The organism is Streptomyces sp. WMMC500 (assembly GCF_027497195.1).
In the GTDB taxonomy this organism is placed as follows: Bacteria; Actinomycetota; Actinomycetes; order Streptomycetales; family Streptomycetaceae; genus Streptomyces.
Genome location: NZ_CP114905.1, coordinates 3,357,769 through 3,382,523, shown reverse-complemented (window position 1 = coordinate 3,382,523; position 24,755 = coordinate 3,357,769). Strand labels below are relative to the sequence as shown.

24 protein-coding genes are annotated in these 24,755 nt (G+C 73.1%); 8 read left to right on the top strand and 16 right to left on the bottom strand.

Going from position 1 to position 24,755, the window contains the following annotated elements; genetic code table 11:
• Positions 1-196 precede the first annotated feature (196 nt).
• The 8 genes from O7599_RS14090 to O7599_RS14055 all read right to left on the bottom strand — a co-directional run bounded on the left by O7599_RS14090 (position 197) and on the right by O7599_RS14055 (position 9,265).
• Positions 197-346 carry a hypothetical protein gene (locus O7599_RS14090; protein ID WP_281622505.1) on the bottom strand — a complete coding sequence of 50 codons (150 nt, stop codon included), beginning with the start codon at positions 344-346 and terminating at the stop codon, positions 197-199.
• Positions 347-794: 448 nt separating this feature from the next.
• Positions 795-2,072 (bottom strand): thymidine phosphorylase, encoded by a 1,278-nt coding sequence (locus tag O7599_RS14085; protein ID WP_281622504.1) that lies wholly within the window; start codon positions 2,070-2,072, stop codon positions 795-797.
• Positions 2,072-2,515 (bottom strand): cytidine deaminase, encoded by a 444-nt coding sequence (locus O7599_RS14080; protein WP_281622503.1) that lies wholly within the window; start codon positions 2,513-2,515, stop codon positions 2,072-2,074. Before O7599_RS14080 ends, O7599_RS14085 begins: the two co-directional genes overlap by 1 nt.
• Positions 2,512-3,795, bottom strand: a complete 1,284-nt coding sequence (locus O7599_RS14075; RefSeq protein WP_281622502.1) for an ABC transporter permease — start codon at positions 3,793-3,795, stop codon at positions 2,512-2,514. Before O7599_RS14075 ends, O7599_RS14080 begins: the two co-directional genes overlap by 4 nt.
• A complete protein-coding gene (locus O7599_RS14070) occupies positions 3,792-4,895 on the bottom strand; it encodes an ABC transporter permease (protein WP_281622501.1) in 1,104 nt (367 codons plus the stop codon). Before O7599_RS14070 ends, O7599_RS14075 begins: the two co-directional genes overlap by 4 nt.
• A complete protein-coding gene (locus O7599_RS14065) occupies positions 4,892-6,553 on the bottom strand; it encodes an ABC transporter ATP-binding protein (protein ID WP_281623377.1) in 1,662 nt (553 codons plus the stop codon). Before O7599_RS14065 ends, O7599_RS14070 begins: the two co-directional genes overlap by 4 nt.
• Positions 6,554-6,742: 189 nt before the next feature.
• A complete protein-coding gene (locus tag O7599_RS14060; protein WP_281622500.1) occupies positions 6,743-7,762 on the bottom strand; it encodes a BMP family ABC transporter substrate-binding protein in 1,020 nt (339 codons plus the stop codon).
• 99 nt (positions 7,763-7,861) lie between these two features.
• The gene (locus O7599_RS14055; protein WP_281622499.1) at positions 7,862-9,265 is read right to left on the bottom strand and encodes an MFS transporter; all 1,404 of its coding nucleotides are present in this window, start codon (positions 9,263-9,265) and stop codon (positions 7,862-7,864) included.
• 36 nt (positions 9,266-9,301) lie between these two features.
• On the opposite strand from O7599_RS14055, the gene O7599_RS14050 reads away from it, so the two are divergent.
• From O7599_RS14050 to O7599_RS14035, 4 genes are all read left to right on the top strand, one after another.
• The gene (locus O7599_RS14050) at positions 9,302-10,327 is read left to right on the top strand and encodes a LysR family transcriptional regulator (RefSeq protein ID WP_281623376.1); all 1,026 of its coding nucleotides are present in this window, start codon (positions 9,302-9,304) and stop codon (positions 10,325-10,327) included.
• Positions 10,328-10,461: 134 nt separating this feature from the next.
• The gene (locus O7599_RS14045) at positions 10,462-11,202 is read left to right on the top strand and encodes an alpha/beta hydrolase (protein WP_281622498.1); all 741 of its coding nucleotides are present in this window, start codon (positions 10,462-10,464) and stop codon (positions 11,200-11,202) included.
• 714 nt (positions 11,203-11,916) lie between these two features.
• Positions 11,917-13,062: an adenosine deaminase gene (locus tag O7599_RS14040; protein WP_281622497.1), complete on the top strand. Its 1,146-nt coding sequence runs from the start codon at positions 11,917-11,919 to the stop codon at positions 13,060-13,062.
• 141 nt (positions 13,063-13,203) lie between these two features.
• Positions 13,204-13,488 (top strand): hypothetical protein, encoded by a 285-nt coding sequence (locus tag O7599_RS14035; RefSeq protein WP_281622496.1) that lies wholly within the window; start codon positions 13,204-13,206, stop codon positions 13,486-13,488.
• A gap of 121 nt (positions 13,489-13,609) precedes the next feature.
• Here O7599_RS14035 and O7599_RS14030 read toward each other — a convergent pair whose 3' ends face one another.
• The 5 genes from O7599_RS14030 to O7599_RS14010 all read right to left on the bottom strand — a co-directional run bounded on the left by O7599_RS14030 (position 13,610) and on the right by O7599_RS14010 (position 17,396).
• A complete protein-coding gene (locus O7599_RS14030; RefSeq protein WP_281622495.1) occupies positions 13,610-13,813 on the bottom strand; it encodes a PspC domain-containing protein in 204 nt (67 codons plus the stop codon).
• Positions 13,814-13,904: 91 nt separating this feature from the next.
• Positions 13,905-14,495 (bottom strand): VanZ family protein, encoded by a 591-nt coding sequence (locus tag O7599_RS14025; RefSeq protein ID WP_281622494.1) that lies wholly within the window; start codon positions 14,493-14,495, stop codon positions 13,905-13,907.
• Between the two features lie 92 nt (positions 14,496-14,587).
• On the bottom strand, positions 14,588-15,181 hold the full coding sequence (locus tag O7599_RS14020) for a hypothetical protein (RefSeq protein WP_281622493.1): 594 nt from the start codon (positions 15,179-15,181) through the stop codon (positions 14,588-14,590).
• Positions 15,178-16,722: a HAMP domain-containing sensor histidine kinase gene (locus O7599_RS14015; RefSeq protein ID WP_281622492.1), complete on the bottom strand. Its 1,545-nt coding sequence runs from the start codon at positions 16,720-16,722 to the stop codon at positions 15,178-15,180. Before O7599_RS14015 ends, O7599_RS14020 begins: the two co-directional genes overlap by 4 nt.
• The gene (locus tag O7599_RS14010) at positions 16,719-17,396 is read right to left on the bottom strand and encodes a response regulator transcription factor (protein WP_027771656.1); all 678 of its coding nucleotides are present in this window, start codon (positions 17,394-17,396) and stop codon (positions 16,719-16,721) included. The genes O7599_RS14015 and O7599_RS14010 overlap by 4 nt, the downstream gene beginning before the upstream one ends.
• 211 nt (positions 17,397-17,607) lie before the next feature.
• On the opposite strand from O7599_RS14010, the gene O7599_RS14005 reads away from it, so the two are divergent.
• Positions 17,608-18,453 (top strand): SigE family RNA polymerase sigma factor, encoded by an 846-nt coding sequence (locus tag O7599_RS14005; RefSeq protein WP_281622491.1) that lies wholly within the window; start codon positions 17,608-17,610, stop codon positions 18,451-18,453.
• A 359-nt stretch (positions 18,454-18,812) separates the two neighbouring features.
• On the opposite strand, the gene O7599_RS14000 is transcribed toward O7599_RS14005, so the two are convergent.
• From O7599_RS14000 to deoC, 3 genes are read right to left on the bottom strand one after another with little or no spacing between them, the layout of a single operon-like run.
• Positions 18,813-19,709, bottom strand: coding sequence for an aldehyde dehydrogenase family protein (locus O7599_RS14000; protein WP_281622490.1), 897 nt, complete (start codon positions 19,707-19,709; stop codon positions 18,813-18,815).
• The gene (locus O7599_RS13995; protein WP_281622489.1) at positions 19,706-21,139 is read right to left on the bottom strand and encodes an aldehyde dehydrogenase family protein; all 1,434 of its coding nucleotides are present in this window, start codon (positions 21,137-21,139) and stop codon (positions 19,706-19,708) included. Before O7599_RS13995 ends, O7599_RS14000 begins: the two co-directional genes overlap by 4 nt.
• 6 nt (positions 21,140-21,145) lie before the next feature.
• Positions 21,146-22,114 carry a deoxyribose-phosphate aldolase gene (gene deoC, locus O7599_RS13990; protein WP_281623375.1) on the bottom strand — a complete coding sequence of 323 codons (969 nt, stop codon included), beginning with the start codon at positions 22,112-22,114 and terminating at the stop codon, positions 21,146-21,148.
• A 128-nt stretch (positions 22,115-22,242) separates the two neighbouring features.
• On the opposite strand from deoC, the gene O7599_RS13985 reads away from it, so the two are divergent.
• The 3 genes from O7599_RS13985 (at position 22,243) to pstC (ending at position 24,699) form a co-directional block, all read left to right on the top strand.
• Positions 22,243-22,932, top strand: a complete 690-nt coding sequence (locus O7599_RS13985; protein ID WP_281622488.1) for a PH domain-containing protein — start codon at positions 22,243-22,245, stop codon at positions 22,930-22,932.
• Between the two features lie 338 nt (positions 22,933-23,270).
• Entirely contained in the window at positions 23,271-23,537 is a 267-nt protein-coding gene (locus O7599_RS13980; protein WP_281622487.1) for a hypothetical protein, read from the top strand.
• A gap of 169 nt (positions 23,538-23,706) precedes the next feature.
• Positions 23,707-24,699 carry a phosphate ABC transporter permease subunit PstC gene (gene pstC, locus O7599_RS13975; RefSeq protein ID WP_281622486.1) on the top strand — a complete coding sequence of 331 codons (993 nt, stop codon included), beginning with the start codon at positions 23,707-23,709 and terminating at the stop codon, positions 24,697-24,699.
• Positions 24,700-24,755 lie beyond the last annotated feature (56 nt).

Below are 24,755 nucleotides of genomic sequence, written 5' to 3'. Positions count from 1 at the left end.
CTCCGGATCCGAACACGCCGGCCTCCCGGCGCTCCTGACCCTGTGACTCCCGCAAGACCCGGAACTCATCGCCCGCGGCACCGGACGACGAGAATGCGACCCGACGAGGCTGTACGGGAGTCGGGCCGCGGGAGCGCCTGGACGCGCGGTGACCGGGCGGGCCGGCGGGATCCCCACCGGCCGCCCGGCGCGGGTGTCAGTCTTCGGCCGGGTCGGCGAAGAGGTCGTCGGCGGTGGTGGCGGTGATGGCCCTGACGAGCCAGGTGTCGAGCACGGCCCTGTCGGTGCGGCTGGTGATGCGTTCGCGTGTGGTGTCATCCACGGGGATGCCGCGGGCCTCCAGCACCCGGAGAACGCTGGACGCGCGACCCTCATCGCGTAGTCCTTCGGCGACGTAGCTGCGAAAGGAAAACAATCCGGTCTCCACGAAATTCCTCCAGATCTTCGCAGCCGGGGTCTTTTCCAGACCATCTGAGCTTCGACCAGCAGCAGGTAGGTGGCGCCGTCCGGGAACTCCAGCCGCAGCAGCGTGTCCACGTGGCGCTCTACCGGCCGTACCTCCGTGACGTCGCTGTCGATCGCCGTGACCACCGCCTCGCCAGGCACCGGTAGATCGAGCAGCCTGAAGGCGCTCGTGAATAACTCCGGGACCCGCTGAAAGGCCCGATGGTGCGTCTCGTGTGGGGAGTTGACCATGGTCGGAACGCTAGTGAGATAACCGGATATGCCATGGGCATATCCGGTTATCTCACTCGCACGGGCGAGCGGCCGTCGGCCGTGTTGACGCCCCGCGCTCAGTCCAGCCTGTCCAGGATCAACGGCCCCCGCGCCACCGCCGCCCCCGGCGGCGCCACCTCGTACGCCGACTCCAGCGCCGCCAGCGCCTCCGGGATGCGGTCCGGCGTGTCCGTGTGCAGGGTCAGCAGCGGCTGGCCCGCCGACACAGACGTGCCCGGCTTCGCGTGGAGTTCCACGCCCGCCGCCGCCTGGACCGGGTCCTCCTTGCGGGCGCGGCCCGCGCCCAGGCGCCAGGCCGCCAGGCCCACCGCGTAGGCGTCCAGGCGCGTGAGGACGCCCGTCGCCGGGGCCGGGACCGTGTGGGTCTCGCGGGCCGTGGGGAGCGGGGCCGACGGGTCGCCGCCCTGGGCGGTGATCATGCGGCGCCAGACGTCCATCGCGGAGCCGTCCGCCAGCGCTCCCGCCGGGTCCGCGTCCGGCAGGCCCGCCGCCGTCAGCATCTCCGTGGCCAGCGCGAGCGTCAGCTCCACCACGTCCGCCGGGCCGCCCCCCGCCAGGACCTCCAGCGACTCGCGCACCTCCAGCGCGTTGCCCGCCGTCAGCCCCAGCGGCGTGGACATGTCGGTGAGCAGCGCCACGGTGCGCAGCCCGTGGTCGTTGCCCAGGCCCACCATCGTCGCCGCCAGCTCCCGCGCCGTGTCCAGGTCCTTCATGAACGCGCCCGAGCCGACCTTCACGTCCAGCACCAGCGCGCCCGTGCCCTCGGCGATCTTCTTCGACATGATCGAGGACGCGATGAGCGGGATCGACTCCACCGTCCCCGTCACGTCCCGCAGCGCGTACAGCTTGCGGTCGGCCGGCGCGAGGCCCGTGCCCGGGGCGCAGATCACGGCGCCGACGTCGCGCAGGATCGCCATCATCTCGTCGTTCGACAGCGAGGCCCGCCAGCCCGGGACGGACTCCAGCTTGTCGAGCGTGCCGCCGGTGTGGCCGAGGCCGCGGCCCGACAACTGCGGCACCGCAGCCCCGCAGGCGGCGACCAGCGGCGCCAGCGGCAGCGTGATCTTGTCGCCGATGCCGCCCGTCGAGTGCTTGTCGGCCGTCGGGCGCGGCAGGGCGGTGAAGTCCATCCGCTCGCCGGAGGCGATCATCGCCGCGGTCCAGCGGGCGATCTCGTCGCGGTCCATGCCGTTGAGCAGTATCGCCATGGCCAGCGCGGACATCTGCTCGTCGGCGACCTCGCCGCGGGTGTACGCCGCCACGACCCAGTCGATCTGCTCGTCGGTCAGCCGCTCGCGGTCGCGCTTGGCGCGGATGACGGAGATGGCGTCCATCAGTTCTGCGATCCTCCGCTCCGGGGCTTGCCGGCCCCGCGGGACCTGCTCAGCTCGAACGGGCCGAAGGCCTCCGGCAGCAGCTCGGCCAGCGGCCGGATGCCCGCCGGGGTGTCGAGCAGCAGCTCAGGGCCGCCGTGCTCGCTGAGCAACTGGCGGCAGCGCCCGCACGGCAGGATGAGCTGCTCCTCGCCGTTGACGCAGGTGAAGTGCGTGAGCCGGCCGCCCCCGGTGGCGTGCAGTGCGGAGACGAGGCCGCACTCGGCGCACAGCGTGACGCCGTACGAGGCGTTCTCCACGTTGCAGCCGACGACCGTGCGGCCGTCGTCCACGAGCGCCGCGGCGCCCACGGGATAGTCCGAGTACGGGGCGTACGCCCGGGACATCGCGTCCCGGGCCGCCCGCCGCAGCGCCTCCCAGCGCTCGGCCTCCTGCGACGTCACGTGCTCTCTCCCCTTCGGTAGCGCTTGCCGATCCACTTGGGCACCCGCAGCCGCTGCGCGAAGACCGCCAGCACCACCAGCGTGGTGACGTACGGCGTGGCCTCCACGACCTCGCGCGGCACCGCGTCCGTGGTCGCGTACAGCACTCCGAGGAGCACCGCCGCGACGCCCGCCGCTATCGCCGCCCGGGCGCCGCCGCGTACGTACTTCCACACCGCGTACGCCGCGAGGAGCACCGCCAGCAGCAGGAACAGCGCGTGCACGGCCTCGCCGCCGCCGCGCAACTGGAGGCTGTCGGTGAAGCCGAAGAGCCCGGCCGCCATCGCCGTGCCGCCGGGGCGCCAGTTGCCGAAGATCATCGAGGCCAGGCCGATGTAGCCGCGGCCGCCGGTCTGGCCCTCCAGGTAGATGTGGGTGAACGTGACGAGGAACGCCCCGCCCAGCCCGGCGAGCGCGCCGGAGACGGCCAGCGCCGCGTACTTGTACAGGTAGACGTTCACGCCCAGCGACTCGGCGGCGACCGGGTTCTCGCCGCAGGACCGCAGCCGCAGCCCGAACGCCGAGCGCCACAGCACGAAGTACGTGAGCACGAACAGCAGCGCGGCGACCAGGATCAGGTACGACACGTCGTGGGTGAGCCCGCGCAGGATGCCCGCGGTGTCGGAGAGGAAGAACCAGTGTTTCTCCTCCAGGTCCCCGAGCCAGTCGGAGAGTCCTGGGAGGGAGAACGTGTGCATGTCGTCGACTTGGGGCGACTGCTTGTCCGTGCCGCCGGCCTCCAGGGCGTCCCCGTCCGCGAAGAAGATCTTCGCCATGTACTGGGTGGCGCCGAGCGCGAGGATGTTGATCGCCACACCGGAGACGATGTGGTCGACGCCGAACGTGACCGTCGCCATCGCGTGCACGAGACCGCCCAGCGCCCCGCCGATCACCCCGGCGAGCGCGCCGGCCCACGGCCCGTGCTGCCAGCCGATCCAGCCGGCGAAGAACGTGCCGAGGATCATCATGCCTTCGAGGCCGATGTTGATGACGCCGGACCGCTCCGCCCACAGCCCGCCGAGGCCGGCCAGGCCGATCGGCACGGCGAGCGCGAGCGCGCCGCCGATCTGCGCGGAGGCGGTGAGGTTGGTGGTGTCGGTGATCGCGCGTACCGCGGACAGCAGCAGCAGGCCGGCGGCGATCAGCAGGAGCACCTGCGGCAGGCCGAGCCGCCGCTTCCCGCCGTCGGCCGGCGGTCGGCCGGCGGGCGTGACGGCGCCCGTCTTGGTCACCGTGCTCACGCGCCCACCTCCGCCTTCTCGGTCCTACGTGCCTGGGCGAGTTCCTCGCCGACGCGCCGCTGCTGGTCCCGCAGCGCCCAGCGGCGGACCACCTCGTAGGCGATGACGACGCAGAGCACGATGATGCCCTTGATGACCTCGACGATCTTCTGGTCGTAGCCCTCGAACTCGAGCTGCGTGCCGGTGCGCTCCAGGAACGCCCACAGCAGCGCGCCGAGCGCGATGCCGACCGGGTGGTTGCGGCCGAGGAGGGCGATGGCGATGCCGGTGAAGCCGACGCCGAGCGGGAAGTCGGTGCCGTAGTTGTACGACTCGCCGAGCAGCGTCGGCATCCCGACCAGGCCGGCGACGGCGCCGGAGAGCACCATGCTGGTGACGACCATGCGTTTGACGTCCACGCCGCTGGCGGCGGCGGCCGTCTCGGACCGGCCGACGCTGCGCAGGTCGAAGCCGAACCGGGTGCGGTTGAGGACGAACCAGTACAGGACGCCGGCGAGCACGGCGAGGACGACGAAGCCGTTGATGTCCCCGACCGAGGTGCCGAACATGAAGATGTGGCTGGACTCCGGGATGTTCGGGGTGTGGGTGAGGTTCCCGTCCTTCTCGCCGAGGCGGCCCGCGGTGAGGTAGTAGCCGATGACGGCGCCGGCGATCGAGTTGAGCATGATCGTCGTGATGACCTCGCTGACGCCGCGGGTGGTGCGCAGCACGCCCGCGATGCCCGCCCAGATCGCGCCGACGCCCATGGCGACCAGGATGATCAGCGGGATCTGGATGATGCCCGGCAGCGACAGCGCGCCGCCGACGGCCGCGGCGAAGAAGGCCGCGATGCGGTACTGGCCGTCGACGCCGATGTTGAAGAGGTTCATCCGGAAGCCGATGGCCACGGCCAGCGCCGAGAGGAAGAACATCGTCGACTTGTTGACGATGTAGACGGCGCTGCGGTCGGTCGTGCCGAACTCGATCATGACCTGGTAGGCCCGGAACGGGTCCTTCCCGGAGATCAGGATGATCAGCGAGGTCAGCACCAGCGCGGCGAAGACCGCGAGCACCGGGGCGCCGACCGCCGTGATCAGCTTGTCCCTGTCGAGGCGTTTCATCGCGTACGGCCTCCGCCCTGCCCGTCGTCGCCTTCACCGTCGCCGTCGCCGGAGGCACCGTTTGCGCGCGCGTCCCGCGGCGCCGCGTCGTCCTCCAGGTGGCCGCTCGCCGCACCCGTCATCGCGCTGCCCAGTTCCTCCGGCGTGATCGCCGCCGGGTCCGCGTCGGCGACCAGCCGCCCGCGGTACATCACCCGCAGCGTGTCGGAGAGGCCGATCAGCTCGTCCAGGTCCGCGGAGATCAGCAGCACCGCGAGGCCCTCGCGGCGGGCCTCGCGGATCTGCTCCCAGATCTCCGCCTGCGCGCCCACGTCCACGCCGCGCGTGGGGTGGGCGGCGATGAGCAGCTTCGGCCGGTGGCTCATCTCCCGGCCGACGATCAGCTTCTGCTGGTTGCCGCCGGAGAGCGAGGCGGCGGTCACGTCGATGCCGGGGGTGCGGACGTCGTACTCCTCGACGATCCGCCTGGTGTCCCTGCGGGCCGCGGCGGCGTCGATGAGCATGCCGCGGCTGTTGGGGCGTTCCGTGGTGTGGCCGAGGATGCGGTTCTCCCACAGCGGGGCCTCCAGCAGCAGGCCGTGCCGCTGGCGGTCCTCGGGGATGTAGCCGATGCCGCCCTCGCGGCGCTTGCGGGTGGCGGCGTGGCTGATGTCCGCGCCGTCCAGCACGATGCGTCCGTCGTCCGGGTCGCGCAGCCCCATGATGGCCTCGACCAGTTCGGACTGGCCGTTGCCCTCCACGCCGGCGATGCCCAGCACCTCGCCCTTGTGGATGGTGAAGGAGATGCGGTCCAGTACCTCGCGCGGTACGCCGTCGGCGTCGACGGCCGACAGGTGCAGGTCGCTGACGCGCAGCATCGGTATGTCCGTGACCGTCGACTCGCGGGTCTCCGGGGTGGGCAGCTCGCTGCCCACCATCAGCTCGGCGAGCTGCTTGGACGTGACGTCCGCGGGCTTGACGGCGGCGACCGTCGTGCCGCGCCGGATGACGGTGATGTCGTCGGCGACGGCGAGGACTTCGCCGAGCTTGTGCGAGATGAACAGCACGGTCAGGCCCTCGGCCTTCAGCCCGCGCAGGTTGTCGAAGAGCGCGTCGACCTCCTGCGGGACGAGGACGGCGGTGGGCTCGTCGAGGATGAGCGTGCGGGCGCCGCGGTAGAGGACCTTGAGGATCTCCACCCGCTGCCGGTCGGCGACGCCGAGGTCCTCGACCAGCACGTCGGGGCGGATGCCGAGGCCGTACGCGTCCGACAGCTCCGCGATCCGCGCGCGCGCCCGGTCGCCGATGCCGTGCAGCTTCTCGCTGCCCAGGACGGTGTTCTCCAGCACGGTGAGGTTGTCGGCGAGCATGAAGTGCTGGTGCACCATGCCGATGCCGCGCGCGATGGCCTCGGCGGGGCTGGCGAACGTGACCTGCTCGCCGTCGAGGGTGATGGTGCCCTCGTCCGGCTTCTGCATGCCGTAGAGGATCTTCATCAGGGTCGACTTGCCCGCGCCGTTCTCGCCGACGAGGGCGTGCACGGTGCCGCGGCGCACGGTGATGTCGATGTCGTGGTTGGCGACGACGCCGGGGAAGCGTTTCGTGATGCCGTGGAGCTCGACGGCGGCGGCGCCGGCGGGCGGGTCCGCTGCCGTGGAGCTGCTGCTGGGGGCTGTGATGGCGCACACTCCTGGTCGAGGGCGGTGGATGCGGGGCGGCGGACGTACCGAAGCGCCGTCCGGGAGACGCGAGTTACGTGACGCGAGTTACGGCATATCACGCTACGCGCGTAGTCCGGAGGCAGATGTACGGGGTCCGGTGGACGGGCGGCTCCCACCGTCCACCGGACCCCGGGACACGTACCGTGCTCAGGGAGTGTCGCTGACCATGATCTCGCCGTCGGCGATCTTCTTCTTGGCCGCGTCGATCTCGCCCTGGATGTCGTCGATGAACCCGCCGGAGGTGGCGAGGCTCACGCCGTCGTCCTTGAGCGCGAACGTCTGGTCGCCGGTGAGCGGCTTGCCGTCCTCGACGCTCTTGATCACGTCGTAGACGGCCACGTCGACGTTCTTGACCACGGACGTCAGGATCGAGTCCTTGTAGTCCGTCAGGGCCTTGTCGCGGTACTGGTCGGAGTCGACGCCGATCGCCCACGCGCCGTCCTGGGCGGCCACGGCCTCGATCGAGCCCGTGCCCGACAGCCCGGCGGCGCTGTAGATGACGTCCGTGTCGGCGTCGAGCATGCCCTCGGCGATGCCCTTGGCGCGCAGCGGGTCCTGGAAGCCCTTGAGGTCGCTCTCGTAGAGGTACTTGACGTCGATCTCGATGTCGGGGTTCGTCTCCTTGGCGCCCTGGACGAAGCCGGCCTCGAACTTCTTGATCAGGTTGTTGTGCACGCCGCCGATGAAGCCGACCTTGCCGGTCTTGCTCTTCGTCGCGGCGGCCACACCCGCAAGGTACGAGCCCTCGTGCTCGGCGAAGGTGACGCCGGCCACGTTCTTCCCCTGGGACGCCTCGTCTATGACGGCGAAGGTGGTGTCGGGGAATTCCTTGGCGACCTTGTTGACCGACTTGCCGTACGCGAAGCCGACGCCGATCACCGGGTTGTAGCCCGCCTCGGCGAGGGAGGTGAGGCGCTGCTCGCGGTCGGCCTCCGTCTCGCCGTCGCGGGCGGTCAGCTCCTTGCCGCCGAGGTCGAACTCCTTCTTGGCCTTGTCGTACCCGCGGGCGGCCGACTCGTTGAAGGAGGCGTCACTGCGGCCGCCGACGTCGAAGGCGAGTCCGACGCCCTTGTCGCTGCTGCCGCTGTCGCTGCTGCACGCAGCACTGGTGAAAGCGAGGGCCGCGGTTGCCACGCCCGCGGCGGCGATCTTGGTTACCCGGCGCAAGAGGACTTCCCCTTCGTCTTGCGAAGCGCCTCTTTCCGGCGCTGCTTCGGGGGCATCGTAACGCGCGTAGAACAAGCTGAACCTCCGGCAACGAACCCGTTACCGGATCGTCTCCCCGCCGGTGCCTCCGGCGGTCCCGGTGAGGCCGGCACGTATCGGCTGACCTGTCGGTTCTCCGGATACGGGACCGTGCGCGGAGGGCTGTGCACGGACCGTCGCACGGGGGTGGTTCCGCGCCCCGTCGTGCGCCGCCGAGCGGGTCGCCGCGGTGGCCAGGAGAGTGGCGCGAATGGTGATGCCCGTGACACCGGTGAGGGCCGTGAGGCCGAGCACGACGACCCCGCTCCAGCCGACGGCGTGGAAGGCGAGGGCGCCGGCGGTGGCGCCCGCGCTGTTCCCGGTGTAGTACGCGACCTGGTAGAGCGCCGACGCCTGGGCCTTGCCGGTCTTCGCGGCGTGGCTGACGGAGGCGGAGGCGACCGCGTGCCCGGCGAAGAAGCCCGCCGTGAGCAGCACGAGACCGGTCAGGACCGCGGCCAGCGAGTCGCCGATCGTCAGCAGCAGGCCGGCGGCGGTGGTGCCGGCGGCCGCGTACAGGGTGCCGCGGCGGCCGAGGCGGGCGACGAGCCGGCCGGCGGCCGCGGAGCAACCGGTGCCGACGAGGTAGATGACGAAGACCGAGCCGATGAGGCCCGCGGACAGGCCGAAGGGCTCCCCGGCCAGCCGGTAGCCGATCATCGTGTAGACCGAGCCGAAGACCGTCATGAACAGCAGCCCGATCGTGTACAGCCGGCGCATCAGCCCGTCGGAGAGGTGCCCGCGTACGGTCCGCGCGAGCGCCCGCGGCGCCAGGGGCGCGGCGGTGAAGTGCCGGGCGCGCGGCAGCAGGACGCGGAACGCGACCGCGCAGAGCAGCGAGAGCACGGCGACGGTGGCCAGTGCCGCGCGCCAGCCCCAGGCGTCCGCGGTCCAGCCGGTGAGGATGCGGCCGGCCATGCCGCCGATGCTGTTGCCCGCGACGAAGAGGCCCACGGCGCCGATCACCGCCCGGGCCCGTACCTCCTCGGCGATGAACGCGATGGCCGACGCCGGGATCCCGGCGATCGCCACGCCCTGGAGCGTACGCAGCGCGATGAGCGAACCCAGGTCGGGCGCGAAGGGCAGCGCAAGACCCAGCAGGACGGCCGCGGTCAGCGACCACGCCATCGTCTTCTGCCGGCCGAACCTCTCGGAGACGGCGCTCAGCGGCAGCACGGCGAGCGCCAGGGCGGCGGTGGTGGCGGAGACGGTCCAACTGGCGGCGCCGGGGCTGACGCCGAGGTCGGCGGAGAGGGCGGGCAGCAGGGCCTGGGTGGAGAACAGCAGGGTGAAGGTGGCGACGCCGGCGGCGAACAGGGCGAGGAGCACCCGGCGGTAGCCGGCCTCACCGGGGGCGTGCTTGTCGGGCGCAGGCGGGGTGCGGGCGCTCACAGGGTGTGTAAGCGCCCCGGTATCGGAGGGCATGTCGTCGAACGTACGGCGGACTCACTCATGCGTCCAATGCAGAAAACGGCGATAATCGATGCTGTGGTGAATGAGCAGAGGTCGCGGGGGTCGTTGTCACGGTCCCGTCATCCGGAAGACATCTCGGCAACCGTCGCGGCGCCCGCGCCCGGGGAGCCGGGGGAGTGGGGCGCGGTGCTCGCGCCCCGGCTCGCGCAGTTCGCCGCCGTCGCGCGCGAGGAGCACGTCACGCGCGCCGCCCGCGCACTCGGCGTCCCGCAGCCCACGCTGAGCCGCGCGATGGTGCGGCTCGAAGCCGACCTGGGCGTCGCCCTCTTCGCCCGCCGCGGCCGGACGCTGTCGCTGACGACCGCGGGCCGCGACTTCCTCGCGTACGCGGACCGCGCGCTGGCCGAGGTGGGCCGCGGGGCGGAGGCCGTACGCGCCGACGCGCACCCCGAGACGGGCAAGGTCGCCTTCGGCTTCCTGCACACGCTCGGCTCCGAGACCGTGCCCGGGCTGCTGCGGGAGTTCCGCAAGGACCATCCGCGGGTGCGCTTCGCGCTGGTGCAGAACTACGGCGAGTGGATGCTCCAGCGGCTGCGGGCGGGCGAGTTGGACCTGTGCCTGACCTCGCCGGTGCCGGACGCGCCGGACCTGCACGCGCGGCGGCTCGACGCGCAGCGCCTCCGGCTCGTCGTGCCGGACGACCACCGGCTGGCGCGGCGGCGCCGGATCCGGCTGGCGGAGGTGGCCGAGGACCCGTTCGTGACGCTGGAGCCGGGCTACGGGATGCGGCGGATGCTGGAGGAGCTGTGCGCGGCGGCGGGGTTCGCGCCGCGGGTCGCGTTCGAGGGGGAGGAGGCGGAGACGATCCGCGGGCTGGTGGCGGCGGGTCTCGGCGTGGCGCTGCTGCCGCCGCCCGCGGTGCCGCGGCCGGGGGTGGTGGAGCTGGACGTCACGGCCCCGCGGGCGGTGCGGGAGATCGGGGTGGCGTGGGTGGCGGGTCAGCAGGAGACGGCTCCGGTGGCGGCCTTCCGGCGGTTCCTGCTGGGGCGGCGGGGGCAGTTGCTGGCGGGGTAGGGGTACGGGCCGGGGGTACGGGACCGTCCGGCGCGGCTGCCGCCCGGCGTCAACCCGCTTGCGGGCGGCGCGTTCGGGCCGGTGGGTGGTGCAGACCACTGGGCACGGGGGCCGGCATCTGAAATCGTGCTGCCATGGCACAGGAGACCAGCGCGACCCGCCCCGCCCGGCTCGGACGCGCCACCGGGGCGTCCTCCGCGCAGGCGGTGGCGCTGCTGCTGCCCGCGGGCGAGGAGGAGAGCAGCCGGCGGCCTTCGCGGCTCGCCGCCGCCTCCGTGTGGTCGCTGGCCCGCCGGCTCGGCCGCACCGGCCGCGGCGAGGGGCTCGTCGCGCACACCGTGCACTACCGCGTCCGCGGCTGGAACGGTGTGGCGGCGGAGGCCGCGCAGGACGCGGAGTGGGCGCTGGAGGAGGTCGTACGGCGGTACGGGGACGTGCCCGTCGCGCTGGTCGGCACCGACGTCGGCGGCCGGGCCGCGCTGCGCGCCGCCGGGCACGAGGCGGTCGTCTCGGTGCTGGCGCTGGCGCCGTGGCTGCCGGACGCGCAGGCGGCGGACGCGGAGCCCGTACGGCAGTTGAGCGGGCGCACCGTGCTGTTCGTGCACGGCACGAACGACGCGCGCACGGATCCGGAGCTGTCCTACCGGCTGGCGGTCCGGGCGAAGAAGGCCAACCGCGACGTGTCCCGCTTCGAGGTGCACTCCGACGGGCACGGCCTGCACCAGCACCGGCCCGAAGTCCTCGCCCTGGCCGCCGACTTCGTCATGGGCTCGCTCTTCGGCCGGCCGTACAGCAGGCCGCTCGCCGACGCGCTCGCCGCACCGCCGCCGATCGGCCTGCGCATGCCGCTGGCGGCGGGCTTCGCGCCGGCGTAGCCACGCCGGCACGCACTCCCCGCCCCGGCGACTCCCCCCACCCGCAGCCCGCGACCCCAAGCCCCCGGCAGCCACCGCCGGCGGCACCCGTGGGCGGCACCGCCGACCCTCGCCCGCATGCCGCGACCCCAGGCCCCCCGCAGCCACCGCCGGCGGCACCCGTGGGCGGCACCGCCGACCCTCGCCCGCAAGCGGCCACCGCCAAGCCCCCCGCAGCCACCGCCGGCGGCACCCGTGGGTCGCACCGCCGACCCTCGCCCGCATGCCGCGACCCCAGGCCCCCCGCAGCCACCGCCGGCGGCACCCGTGGGTCGCACCGCCGACCCTCGCCCGCAAGCGGCCACCCCCAGGCCCCCCGCAGCCGCCGCTGGCGGCACCCGTGGGCGGCACCGCCGACCCTCGCCCGCATGCCGCCACCCGCATGCCGCCACCCGCATGCCGCCACCCGCATGCCGCCACCCGCATGCCGCCACCCGCATGCCGCCACTCCCACCCGCAAGCCCTCGCCCGCAGGCCGTCGCCCGCAGGCCGTCACCCGCAGGCCCTCGCCCGCAGGCCCCCACCCCCAAGCCCTCACCCGCAAGCCCCCACCCCCAAACCCCCACCCGCAAGCCCTCCGCAGCCGCCGCCGCGGCACCCGCTGGCGGCGCCCGCCGCCGGGCACCGCTCTACGCGCGTAGGATGGCGCAAATCGTGACGCGAGAGGGGTTCCGCATGGCGGACGACAACGGCAGAGGTGCGGTGGCCGGGGCGGAGCGGGCGGCGGTGCCCGACGCCGAACGGATCCGGCGGGCGCCCAAGGTGCTGCTCCACGACCACCTCGACGGCGGTCTCCGCCCCGGCACCATCGTCGACATCGCCCGCGAGACCGGCTACGCCGGGCTGCCGGAGAGCGACCCCGAGCGGCTGGGCGCCTGGTTCCGGGAGGCCGCCGACTCCGGGTCGCTGGAGCGCTATCTGGAGACCTTCGCCCACACCTGCGCCGTGCTGCAGACCCGCGACGCGCTGGTGCGGGTCGCCGCCGAGTGCGCCGAGGACCTGGCCGCCGACGGTGTCGTGTACGCGGAGGTCCGCTACGCCCCCGAGCAGCACCTGGAGGGCGGGCTGAGCCTGGAGCAGGTGGTGGAGGCGGTCAACGAGGGCTTCCGCGAGGGCGAGCGGCGCGCGCACGCCGCCGGGCACCGCATCCGGGTCGGCGCGCTGCTCACCGCCATGCGGCACGCCGCCCGCTCGCTGGAGATCGCCGAACTCGCCAACCGCTACCGCGACCTCGGCGTCGTCGGCTTCGACATCGCCGGCGCCGAGGCCGGCTTCCCGCCCACCCGCCACCTCGACGCGTTCGAGTACCTGAAGCGCGAGAACAACCACTTCACCATCCACGCCGGCGAAGCCTTCGGCCTGCCGTCGATCTGGCAGGCACTGCAGTGGTGCGGCGCCGACCGGCTCGGCCACGGCGTACGGATCATCGACGACATCCACGTCGCCGAGGACGGCTCGGTCAAGCTCGGCCGGCTGGCGGCGTACGTGCGCGACAAGCGGATCCCGCTGGAGCTGTGCCCGACGTCCAACCTGCAGACCGGCGCCGCCGCCTCGTACGCCGAGCACCCCATCGGCCTGCTGCGCCGGCTGTACTTCCGCGCCACGGTCAACACCGACAACCGGCTCATGAGCGGCACGAGCATGAGCCGCGAGTTCGAGGAGCTGGTGCGCACCTTCCACTACACCCTCGACGACATGCAGTGGTTCACCGTCAATGCGATGAAGTCGGCTTTCATTCCTTTCGATGAAAGGCTGGCGATGATCAATGAGGTCATCAAGCCCGGATACGCCGGGCTGAAGTCGGAGTGGCTCTTTCACTGACCGGTTCCGACCTGCGTGTTCGGGTGCCGCCCGGGGCGCGGGGCGATGGTCCTACGATCCGCGGATGGGGCCGTACGGACGAATTTCGGGGCCGGCGGTTCGGCCTTTGCCGCCGCGATATCCGGCTGGCTAGGTTTCTCCTTGCCGCTCGACATCCGCAAGGACGAGGACCTGAATTCCATGAAGACCCGCAAGATCGCCGGTACCGCACTGCTCGGCGTCGCCTTCGCCGCCGCCGCGACGGGCACCGCCTCCGCCGCGACCGTCCCCGGCCTGCCCGACCCGGTCGGCCAGGTGACCTCACCGCTGGAGTCCGTCACCGGCCCGCACCTGGCGGACATGAACGGCAAGCCCGGCAAAGGCCAGCAGCCGCCCGGCCAGCTCGGCACGCTGACGAGCGCGCTCCCCCTGGGTCTGCCGCTCTGACGCCCGTACCCACCGGCGAAGCCGGGGCCGGCATCCCGTGTGGATCCGGCCCCGGCTTCGTGTCGTCGTGGTCGGTGTCGTCGTGGTCGGTCTCGTGGTGGCCCGGCTCGTCGGTTCGTCCCTACCAGGCCGGGCGGTGCGCCTTCTCCTCGCCGGGCATCATCACCCACAGCACCAGGTACAGCAGGAACTGCGGGCCCGGCAGCAGGCAGGACGCCAGGAAGACGACCCGCACCGTCGTGGGGGTCGCGTCGAAGCGCCGGGCCAGGCCCGCGCACACTCCGGCGATCATCCGGCCGTCGCGCGGTCTCGTCGGCATGGCCATGGCTGCGTCACTCCTCGGGTCGGCGTTCGCGGCCCGTATCGCGGGGGCCGGTGATTCCACCGTAGGCACCCAAGCCGGGCGAAACCTCGCCCTAGGGGGCGATCTCGACCCTGGAGATCCTCGGGGTCGTGCCCTGAGCCTTCCCGCCGTCCGTACGCTCCGCCTCGTCCGCCCCCGCCGCCTCCTCCGCGTGCGCGGCACCCGCCGCGCGGCCCGCCGGGAGCCGCCGGCGCAGCCGCGCCCGCGTGGCCGGGACCACCGCCAGATGCGCCAGCGCGACCCCCAGGATGTACAGCAGCATCGTGTCCACGTTCGCGACCTGCCCCGGCACTGTGGTCTTCAGCAACTCGACGACCAGGGCCAGCATCGACCCCGCGAAGACGGTACGCGCGAACGACCCCGCCGCCGACGCGTTCAGCCGCCCGCCCGCCAACGGCAGCAGCACCCCCGCGGGTGCCAGCACGAGCAGCGACTCGGCGGTGTACCGCAGCGCCGCCCAGGGATCCTGGTCGAACTCGGCCCGGATCGTCGTGAGAGGTCGCAGATTCGCCGCGTCAACCCACGGCACGGCGTTGGGGCGGAGCGTAAACCACCAGACTGCGGTCAGATGCAGGACTAGGAGGACAACGCCGGCCACCCGGAATCTCAGGGCGGCCCTTCCGCCCGTCGCATGGCGCTGCACGCAGGCAAGGACGCCGCTGCCGACCCGTACGGTTCCCGCGATCCGCCACCGGAGTGCGATCCCGGGCGGGGAGGTGAAGCGGGCCGGAAGACTCAGGTCGCGGGCTCGCCGACGGTGTTCTCCGGCGCCCGCAGCGCGGCGTCGCTGCAGCGGTACGTGTACGGCGCGTCCCCCGCGTCAGGGCCCGCCAGCACCGCCGTACGCTCCTCGCCCGCCGCGTACGTGCACACGAGCTGCGCGAGCATCGGCGACCCCAGCCCCTGCGGATCCCGGCTCAGGCGCACCGTGCCCGCCGGATCCCCGGAGCGCCCGTCCGCCACCCGCAGCCCGGAGACGGCGGTGGAGTAGCCGGCCCGCTCCTCGTCGCCGCCCGGCTCCCGCTCCAGCTCCGTCAGCAGCCGGGCCGCCAGCTCCGTACCGTCGAGGTCGTCGGGGACGCTGCGGGGCACCGGCGCCAACTGCGCACCGCACACCAGGTACACCGTCCGCAGCGTCTCGCCCTCCGCCGGGCTCGCCGCGGGCGCCGGGCCGCCCGGCGAGCACTCCGCCCGCGACGGCGCGCTGCCGGCGTCCACGGGCACGGACGTGGGCCGGATCCCGCACCCGGCGGTGAGCGCCGCGACGGCGGCCAGGGCGACCGCCGCCAGGGCCGGGAAGACCGGCCGGTTCGAGGCTGCCGCCCTCACTCGTCCTCCTGCTCCGGGGCCTCCGCCGCCGACGAGTCCCGGGGCAGCCGCAGCGTGAACACCGCGCCGCCCGCCGGGTCGTTGGCCGCGGTGATCGTACCGCCGTGGATCCGGGCGTTCTCCACCGCGATGGACAGCCCGAGGCCGCTGCCGTCGGAGCGCGGCCGGGCGGTGTCCGCCTTGTAGAAGCGGTCGAAGACGTGCGGGAGCACCTCGGCCGGGATGCCCGGGCCGTTGTCCTTGACCTCGATGAGCAGATCGCCGGCGCCGGGCGCGTCCGCCGTCGTGCGCACCGAGACGCGCACGGGGGAGCCGCCGTGCTTGAGCGCGTTGCCGATGAGGTTGGCGAGGATCACGTCGAGGCGCCGCGGGTCCAGCCGCGCGACGATGCCCCGGTCGGCGTCCAGCTCCACCGCGTCCAGCCAGGCGCGGGCGTCGATGCAGGCGGTGACCTGGTCGGCGACGTCCACGGCGTCGACCACGAGCCGGGCGGTGCCCGCGTCGAAACGGGTCACCTCCATCAGGTTCTCCACCAGGTCGTTGAGGCGCCGGGTCTCCTGCACCACGAGCTGCACCGCGGGCGCGATCATCGGGTCCAGGTTCTCCTGCTCCTCCTCCAGCACCTCGGACACGGCGGTCATCGCGGTCAGCGGTGTACGCAGCTCGTGCGACATGTCCGCCACGAACCGCCGGCTGGCCTTCTCCCGGTCGCTCAGCGCCTCCACCCGCCGCTGCAGCCGCTCCGCGGTCTGGTTGAACGTCCGTGACAGGTCGGCCAGTTCGTCCGTGCCGGTCACCCGCAGCCGGGTGTCGAGCTTGCCCTCGCCCAGCCGCCGCGCCGCCTCGCCGAGCCGCTGCACGGGGCGGAGCACCGTGGACGCGGCGCCCTGCGCGAGCAGCGCGGAGCCGATGAGGGACAGACCGGTGGCGATGCCCAGCGACCAGGCCAGCGAGTTGAGGTCCCGGCGCTCGGAGTCCAGGGACTTGAACATGTAGCCGGTCCAGTCGGTGCCGATCACCCGGGCGCCGCCGACGAGGTACGGCGTGCCGTCCATCGACACCCGCTGCCAGTACAGGTGGTACGGATACTTGCCGTCGTCGCGCCGCTGGTCGACCGCCGTCTTCAGCGTGTGCGGCACGTCGTGCAGGCTGAACGACGGGTCGGAGCGCTCCACGCAGCCGGGCTCGCCGCCGCTGCCGCCGCCGGCGGAGATGAGTATCACGTCGAAGTTCTGCGTGGTGCCCGACAGCCGCCGCGCGGCCTTGGCGAGGTCGGTGCAGCCGGTCCGCAGGTCCAGCTCCCCGCTCTCGTCCTCCAGCGACTCCCGGAAGTCCTTCAGCGACGCGTCCTGGGTGCGGGTGAGCACCGAGTCCCGGTTGAGCCAGTACGCGATGCCGGCCACCGACACCGCCGACACCAGGGCCACCAGCGCGAACACGATGACCAGACGCAGTCGCAGGCTGATCCAGCGCAGCAGTCCCGCCGCCCAGCCGCGTACGAACCCCTGCCGCCCCTGCGCGTCGGAGGGGCCCGGGCTCACGAGGGCGGATCCAGCCGGTAGCCCACCCCGCGCACGGTCTTGATGAGGGTCGGCGCGGACGGGACGTCCTCGACCTTCGCGCGCAGCCGCTGCACGCAGGCGTCGACCAGCCGGGAGTCGCCCAGGTAGTCGTGCTCCCAGACCAACTGCAGCAACTGCTGGCGGGAGAGCGCCTGGCCGGGCCGGCGGCTCAGCTCCAGCAGCAGCCGCAGCTCCGTCGGCGTCAGTTGCAGATGCTCGCCGTCCTTGGTCACCGTCATCGCCGAGCGGTCGATGACGACGTTGCCGAAGGTGGCCGAGTCGGTCGTCTCCCGCTCGCCGCGGCGCAGCACCGCGCGGATACGGGCGTCCAGCACCCGCCCCTGCACGGGCTTGACGACGTAGTCGTCGGCGCCCGACTCCAGTCCGACCACCACGTCGATGTCGTCGCTGCGCGCGGTCAGCAGGATGATCGGCAACTGGTCGGTGCGGCGGATGCGCCGGCACACCTCGAAGCCGTCGATGCCCGGCAGCATCACATCCAGCACGATCAGGTCGGGCCGCTGCTCGCGCAGCAGCTTGAGCCCGTCCTCACCGGTCGCCGCGGTGGTCACGCGGTGGCCCTGGCGGGAGAGGGACATCTCCAGCGCGGTGCGGATGGCGTCGTCGTCCTCGATCAGCAACAGAGAAGGCACGCGGGTCATTCTGGCAGGGCGCGCCGGAACGGGCGAGTTCGCGGTCATCACAGGCTGCGGGAAGGGCCGTGTAAGGGGCAGCGACCCCTGTTGCACGCCTGTGACAGTCGACGGACAGCGCGATGAAGTCGGGACGCCAGGATTTTGCTCGTCGGGGAAGCCCGGCACACCAGGCAGGACCGAAGCAGACTCCACCGGCGGGGGGCGTGAGATGAACGCACTGCACGACAGCACCACCAGCGCAGCGGTTCACACACGTCTGCACGCCAAGGGGGGGAGTGCTGAGGGGATGGCTCCCGGCCGCGCCTCGCGCGGTGCGGGGGAGTCCGGTGCCGCGAACGCGCGGGGGTGCGGACGCGGCGCCGGGCGTCGTCCTCCGTACATGGTCGCGATCGCGGGCAGCACGGGCCCGGGGGGGAACGCCGTGGGGGACGGCGGGAGCAGGGCCGGGGGGGACGGCGGGAGTAGCACAGCGTACGGAGAGGTGCCGGGGGAAACGCCCGGCGCGCGGGCCGGGGCCGCCGCGGAGGGTGACAGCACCGCGGCGTTCACCGCCTACGTGGCCGAGCGGCGCGCCTCTCTGTACGCGACCGCCTACCACCTGACCGGCGACCGGTTCGAGGCGGAGGACCTGCTGCAGAGCGCGCTGTTCTCCACCTACCGGGCGTGGGACAGGATCAGCGACAAGGCGGCGGTGGGCGGCTACCTCCGCCGCACGATGACGAACCTGCACATCAGCGCCTGGCGCCGGCGCAAGCTCGCGGAGTACCCGACCGAGGAACTCCCCGAGGCGCCGGGGGAGTCGGACGCCATGCGCGGCACGGAGCTGCGCACGGTGCTCTGGCAGGCGCTGGCGCGGCTGCCCGAGACGCAGCGCACGATGCTCGTGCTGCGCTACTACGAGGGCAGGACCGACCCGGAGATCGCCGACGTGCTGGGGATCAGCGTGGGGACCGTCAAGAGCAGCATCTGGCGCTCGCTGCGCCGGCTGCGCGACGACGAGGCGCTGAGCTTCGGGCGGGACCGGGAGGAGTCGTTCGAAGAGCTCGTGGCCTGAAGGGGCCGATGACCAGGGACGGGGGGACCCTGGGCCAGGGGAGGGGAAAAACGGGGGAAATCGGGGGATAACGGGGGATACCACGAGACCGTACGAGGGCTGGGGCACCCGGGGGACTCGGGGGGATCGGGGGATCGGGGGACAGAGCGGGGCCGGGCACACGGGGGGTGCGCCCGGCCCCGCTCGGTGTGCGCGGGGCGCCGTGGGGTGCCGCGCGCCGGGCCCGGCGGCAGGACCGGCCGTCGGCCGGCCGGCCGGGAACCGGGAGCGCCCCGGCGGCACGGGCCCGGCTCGTGCTTCGCGGTGCCGACCGTGCCGGTGCCCCGTGCCCGCGCACGTACGCCCGGCCGGCGCGGCCCTCAGTACGCCGAGCCGCTCACACCCAGGCCGCCCGTCGGGTGCCAGACCGTCTTCGTCTCCAGGAACGCCGTCAGCCGCCCCGTGCCCGGGTCCGCCGTCCAGTCGTACGGCGGGCGCGGGCGCAGCACCCGCTTGAGGTTGTCCGCCGCCGCGACCTCCAGCTCCCGCGCCAGCTCCGCGTCCGCGCCCGTCAGGTCGATGGCGTTGACGTCCTGGTGCGCGGCCAGCGTCGGCGCGATCTCGGCGGTACGCCCCGAGAGCACGTTCACCACGCCCCCCGGCACGTCCGACGTGGCCAGCACCTCCGCCAGCGACAGCGCCGGCAGCGGCCGCTCCTCCGCGGCGACGACCACCGCCGCGTTGCCCGTCGCGATCACCGGCGCCAGCACCGACACCGGCCCCAGCAGCGCCGACTCCTGCGGCGCCACGACGGCGACGACGCCCGTCGGTTCCGGCGCGGAGAGGTTGAAGTACGGCCCGGCGACCGGGTTTCCGCCGCCCGCGACCTGGGCGATCTTGTCGGTCCACCCCGCGTACCAGACCCAGCGGTCGATCGCCGCGTCCACCTGCGCCGCCGCCTTCGCCTTCGAGAGCCCCTCGGCGTCGGCGACCTCCGCGACGTACTGCTCGCGCCGCCCCTGGAGCATCTCCGCCACCCGGTAGAGCACCTGGCCGCGGTTGTACGCCGTGGCGCCCGACCAGCCGGCGACGGCCTTGCGGGCGGCGACCACCGCGTCGCGGGCGTCCTTGCGGGAGGCGCGGGGCGCGTTGGCGAGCCAGCGACTCTTCGCGTCGGTCACCTCGTACACCCGCCCGCTCTCCGAGCGGGGGAACTTCCCGCCCACGTACAGCTTGTAGGTCTTCAGGACCGACAGCCTCGCATCCGCCTGTGTCATCGCAGGTACGCCTCCAGCCCGTGGCGGCCGCCCTCGCGGCCGAAGCCCGACTCCTTGTAGCCGCCGAACGGCGAGGTCGGATCGAACTTGTTGAACGTGTTCGCCCACACGACGCCCGCGCGCAGCCGGTCGGCCACCGCCAGGATCCGCGAGCCCTTCTCCGTCCACACGCCGGCGGACAGCCCGTACGGCGTGTTGTTGGCCTTCGCGACCGCCTCCGCGGGGGTACGGAACGTCAGCACCGACAGCACCGGGCCGAAGATCTCCTCGCGCGCGATGCGGTGCGCCTGCGTCACGCCGGTGAAGAGCGTCGGCGCGAACCAGTAGCCGCTGGCGGGCAGTTCGCACGGCGCCGTCCAGCGCTGCGCGCCCTCCGCGTCGCCGGCGTCGGCCAGCTCCGTGATCCGGGCGAGCTGCTCGGCGGAGTTGACGGCGCCGATGTCGGTGTTCTTGTCCAGCGGGTCGCCCAGCCGCAGCGTGCCGAGCCGCCGCTTCAGCGACTCCAGCAGTTCGTCGGCGACCGACTCCTGCACGAGCAGCCGGGAGCCGGCGCAGCAGACCTGGCCCTGGTTGAAGAAGATGCCGCCGACGATGCCCTCGACGGCCTGGTCGATCGGCGCGTCGTCGAAGACGATGTTGGCGCCCTTGCCGCCCAGCTCCAGGGTGAGCCGCTTGTCCGTGCCGGCGACGGCGCGGGCGATCTCCTTGCCGACGGCCGTGGAGCCGGTGAACGCGACCTTGTCCACGTCCGGGTGCGCGACGAGCGCCGCGCCCGCGTCGCCGTAGCCGGGGAGGATGTTGACCACGCCCCTGGGCAGCCCGGCCTGGCGGCAGATGTCGGCGAAGAACAGCGCGGACAGCGGGGTGGTCTCGGCGGGCTTGAGCACCACGGTGTTGCCGCATGCCAGCGCCGGGGCGATCTTCCAGGCCAGCATCAGCAGCGGGAAGTTCCACGGGATGACCTGGCCGGCGACGCCCAGCGGCTTCGGGTCCGTACCGAAGCCGGCGTAGCCGAGCTTGTCGGCCCAGCCGGCGTAGTAGAAGAAGTGGGCGGCGACCAGCGGCAGGTCGGCGTCCCGGGTCTCGCGGATGGGCTTGCCGTTGTCGAGCGTCTCCAGCACCGCCAGCTCGCGCGAGCGCTCCTGGATGAGGCGCGCGATGCGGAACAAGTACTTGCCGCGCTCCGCGCCCGGCAGCGCCGACCAGGAGGTGAACGCCCGCCGCGCGGCGGCGACCGCGCGGTCGACGTCCGCCTCGCCGGCGCGCGCGACCTCGGAGAGCACCTCCTCGGTCGCGGGGGCGACGGACTTGAAGACCCTGCCGTCGGCGGCCTCGGCGAACTCGCCGTCGACGAAGAGGCCGTAACTGGGCGCGATGTCGACGACCGAGCGGGACTCGGGTGCGGGCGCGTACGTGAAGAGCTTGGTCATCTCGGCTCAGTCCACCGTCACGTAGTCGGGGCCGGAGTAGCGGCCGGTGCGCAGCTTCTGCCGCTGCATGAGCAGGTCGTTGAGGAGGCTGGAGGCGCCGAAGCGGAACCAGCGGTTGTCCAGCCAGTCGTCCCCGGCCGTCTCGTTGACGAGCACCAGGAACTTCACCGCGTCCTTGGCCGTGCGGATGCCGCCCGCGGGCTTCACGCCGACCTGCACGCCGGTGGCCGCGCGGTAGTCCCGGACGGCTTCGAGCAGGACCAGGGTGTTGGCGGGGGTGGCGTTCACGCCGACCTTGCCCGTCGAGGTCTTGATGAAGTCGGCGCCGGCCAGCATGCCCAGCCAGCTCGCGCGCCGGATGTTGTCGTACGTGGACAGCTCGCCGGTCTCGAAGATCACCTTCAGCCGGGCGCCGGCCGCGGCCTGGCGCACCGCGCGGATCTGCTCGTAGACCTCCAGGTAGCGGCCGGCGAGGAAGGCGCCGCGGTCGATGACCATGTCGATCTCGTCGGCGCCCGCCGCCAGCGCCGCGCGGGTGTCGGCGAGCTTCACCTCCAGCGCCGCCCGCCCGGAGGGGAAGGCGGTGGCCACCGAGGCGACCTGCACGCCGGAGCCGGCCAGCGCCTCGGCGGCGACGCCGGCCAGGTCCGGGTACACGCAGACGGCCGCGACCTCGGGCGTCGTACGGTCCGTGGGGTCGGGCGTCCGGGCCTTGGCGCACAGCGCGCGCACCTTGCCGGGGGTGTCGGAGCCCTCCAGCGTCGTCAGGTCGATCATGGAGACCGCGAGGTCCAGGGCGTACGCCTTGGCCGTGGTCTTGATGGAGCGGGTGCCCAGGGCGGCGGCGCGCGCCTCCAGGCCGACCGGGTCGACGCCGGGCAGACCGTGCAGGAAGCGGCGGAGCGCGGCGTCGGAGGCCGTCACGTCCGCGAGGGACGCCGGGGGGCCGGCGGCTGCGGTGGGTGTGCGGGGCATGGTCACCACACGAGCATATCTACCCGCGTAGCGTCCCGGCAGGGGGCCGTACGGTCCCGGCGGATCGATGCGGGACCGCAATACCTGGCGCGATGTCCGGATCCGGGCCTTCGGGCACAATCGGCGGCATGAGCAAGGAGACCCCGGCCGCCCGGCCGAAGTACGCCGATCGCGCCTACCGCTCCGTCGCCGGCATCGCCGCCGGCGTCCTGCTCCTGGCCCTCGGCGGCTGGCTCGGCGTCGACGCCCTGGTCCGCGGCAGCGGGCAGGCGCGGGCGCTCGCCGTGGCCGCGCTGGTCGCGGGGGTGCCGCTGGTGGTGGCGCTGACGCTGCGTCCCGTGGTGTACGCGGGCGAGGAGCGGCTGCGGGTGCGCAACCCGTTCCGCACCATCGTGGTGCCGTGGGGGCGGGTCGAGGAGATCCGGGCGGGCTACTCCAGCGAGGTCGTCACCGAGGACGCCACGTACCAGATGTGGGCGATTCCCGTCTCGCTGCGCGCCCGCAAGAAGGCCAACCGCCGCCGGGACCGTGCGGCGGCCGGCGCCGGCGGGGGGCTGTTCAGCCCGTCCAGCCGCCCGGCGCTGTCGGACCCGGAAATGCGCCGCCCCGGCGGCACGGGCGCGGGCTCTCTGGACCCGATGGCGGACGACCCGACGCCGACGGCCGACAAGTCGATCCGCGAGCTGCGCGAGCTGGCGCACACGTACGCCGACCGCGAGGGCGCGCAGGGGCCGGTGTCGGTGCGCTGGGCGTACGAGATCATCGGCCCGGCGGTCGCGGGGAGCCTGGCTCTGATCATCGCCGTCGCGGTGGGCTGAACCCCCGCGGGCGCGCCTCGCCGGCCCGCTTTGCCCGCCCGGTTCGCCGCCGATGAAGGGTCCGTGAACAAGGGGCAACTTCGTCATGAGAGAACCCCGTTCAGCCCGCTGATATCTACTTATGCCGCTCGCATCTCCATAGATTGCGCTAGCGGCACGACCGGCCGTGTGCAGTGGGGGCCTTGCGTCGGACTGTGAATCCGGGGGAGATGGGGCGGGGTAACACGATGGCCCGGACAGGACTGGGTCGAAGAGCGACGCCCGGTGCGCGGTGTCACATCGGCGAGAGCGGACAGAGCAGTTACGGCTGGCGGTTGGTCGCGCCCAACGGGAGGGTGGTGGCCGTCTCGGCCGCCGGGTTTCCGGACTTCGAGAGCTGCCGGGCCGCCTTCGACGCGTTACGCGTCGAGCGCGCGGTGCACGTCGGAGGCGTACAGCACCGGCCGGGAGTCAACGGCTGGGTGTGGCAGTTACGCACGGCCGACGGCGAGGCGGTGGCGGTCTCGGCCCGGCCGTACGAGCGCTACTCCACCTGCCGGTCGGCGTTCACGAAGTTCTGCGCTCTGCTGGACGCGGAGGTCGCCATCGACATCGATGCCGGGTGACCGGCCTGCGCGCCGGTCCGGCGCCGGTCCGGGCACGGCCCGAAGCGCGACCCGAACCGCGGCCGGAGCGCAGGCCCGCGGGCCGGCGCGGCGGAAGGTTGCCCCCACGGGACACCTCGTTCATCTCCGCGTCCGTACGTGTCCATGACCACTGGCGAAGGTCCCGTCCGTGACGACACATGTGCCCACGGACACGCCCCGGCGCCTGCACGCCGACTCGGGGCCGGCCGACCGGATCTTCCGCGGCGGCCTGCGGGGCGGCGGGGCGCTGGTGCTCGCCATCATGTCCCTGGTGGGCGGCTTCCTCGCGTACCAGGCGTGGCAGGCGCTGGAGGAGGCCGGCACCAGCTTCCTCACCACCGAGACGTGGGAGCCCGACTCCCGCAACTTCGGCATCGTGGCCGTCCTCGTCGGCACCGTGCTGATCGCCGCCGTCGCCATCGTGATCGCGGTGCCGCTGGCGCTCGGCACCGCGCTCTACATCTCCGAGATGGCGCCCGAGTCGCTCCGCCGCACGCTGATCAGCCTGGTCGACCTGATGGCGGCGGTGCCGTCGGTGGTCTACGGCCTGTGGGGACTGTTCTTCCTGCAGGGCGAGGTCGTCGGCCTGGCCCGCTGGCTGTCCACCTACTGCGGCTGGTTCCCGCCGTTCAAGGTGACCGGCGCGGACCCCAAGGACCCGCTGGCCACCGAGACCGTCTACACCGCCTCGACGTTCATCGCCGGGATCGTGGTGGCGATGATGGTCGCCCCGATCATCTGCTCCATCATGCGGGAGGTCTTCTCGCAGGCCCCGGTGGGCGAGCGCGAGGGCGCCCTGGCGCTGGGCGCCACGCGCTGGGGCATGATCCGCTCCGTCGTGCTGCCGTTCGGCCGCGGCGGCATGATCGGCGGCACCATGCTCGGTCTGGGCCGCGCCCTCGGCGAGACCATCGGCGTCTACCTGGTCATCTCCCCGGTCTTCGAGATCCAGTGGCACGTGCTCGAGGCCGGCGGCAACTCCGTCTCCGCGCTGATCGCCCTGCGCTACGGCGAGGCCAGCGAGTTCGGCATGTCCGCGCTGATGGCCGCGGGACTGGCGCTGTTCCTCGTGACGCTCGTCGTCAACTTCCTCGCCTCCTCCATCGTCGCGCGCAGCCGCTCGGGGGCGTCCACTGAGTGACCGACGGCACCACCCGCACCACCACCCCCCACGGAACGGAACTGTGAGCCGATCAG

Excerpts from the sequence above, each read along its gene's own strand:
- O7599_RS13995 (WP_281622489.1), bottom strand. The coding sequence starts at position 21,139 with ATGACCAAGCTCTTCACGTACGCGCCCGCACCCGAGTCCCGCTCGGTC.
- O7599_RS14000 (WP_281622490.1), bottom strand. The coding sequence starts at position 19,709 with ATGACACAGGCGGATGCGAGGCTGTCGGTCCTGAAGACCTACAAGCTG.
- O7599_RS14040 (WP_281622497.1), top strand. The coding sequence starts at position 11,917 with ATGGCGGACGACAACGGCAGAGGTGCGGTGGCCGGGGCGGAGCGGGCG.
- O7599_RS14045 (WP_281622498.1), top strand. The coding sequence starts at position 10,462 with ATGGCACAGGAGACCAGCGCGACCCGCCCCGCCCGGCTCGGACGCGCC.
- O7599_RS14070 (WP_281622501.1), bottom strand. The coding sequence starts at position 4,895 with ATGAAACGCCTCGACAGGGACAAGCTGATCACGGCGGTCGGCGCCCCG.
- O7599_RS14050 (WP_281623376.1), top strand. The coding sequence starts at position 9,302 with ATGCAGAAAACGGCGATAATCGATGCTGTGGTGAATGAGCAGAGGTCG.
- O7599_RS13985 (WP_281622488.1), top strand. The coding sequence starts at position 22,243 with ATGAGCAAGGAGACCCCGGCCGCCCGGCCGAAGTACGCCGATCGCGCC.
- O7599_RS14055 (WP_281622499.1), bottom strand. The coding sequence starts at position 9,265 with ATGCCCTCCGATACCGGGGCGCTTACACACCCTGTGAGCGCCCGCACC.
- deoC (WP_281623375.1), bottom strand. The coding sequence starts at position 22,114 with ATGCCCCGCACACCCACCGCAGCCGCCGGCCCCCCGGCGTCCCTCGCG.
- O7599_RS14005 (WP_281622491.1), top strand. The coding sequence starts at position 17,608 with ATGAACGCACTGCACGACAGCACCACCAGCGCAGCGGTTCACACACGT.
- O7599_RS14030 (WP_281622495.1), bottom strand. The coding sequence starts at position 13,813 with ATGGCCATGCCGACGAGACCGCGCGACGGCCGGATGATCGCCGGAGTG.
- O7599_RS14085 (WP_281622504.1), bottom strand. The coding sequence starts at position 2,072 with ATGGACGCCATCTCCGTCATCCGCGCCAAGCGCGACCGCGAGCGGCTG.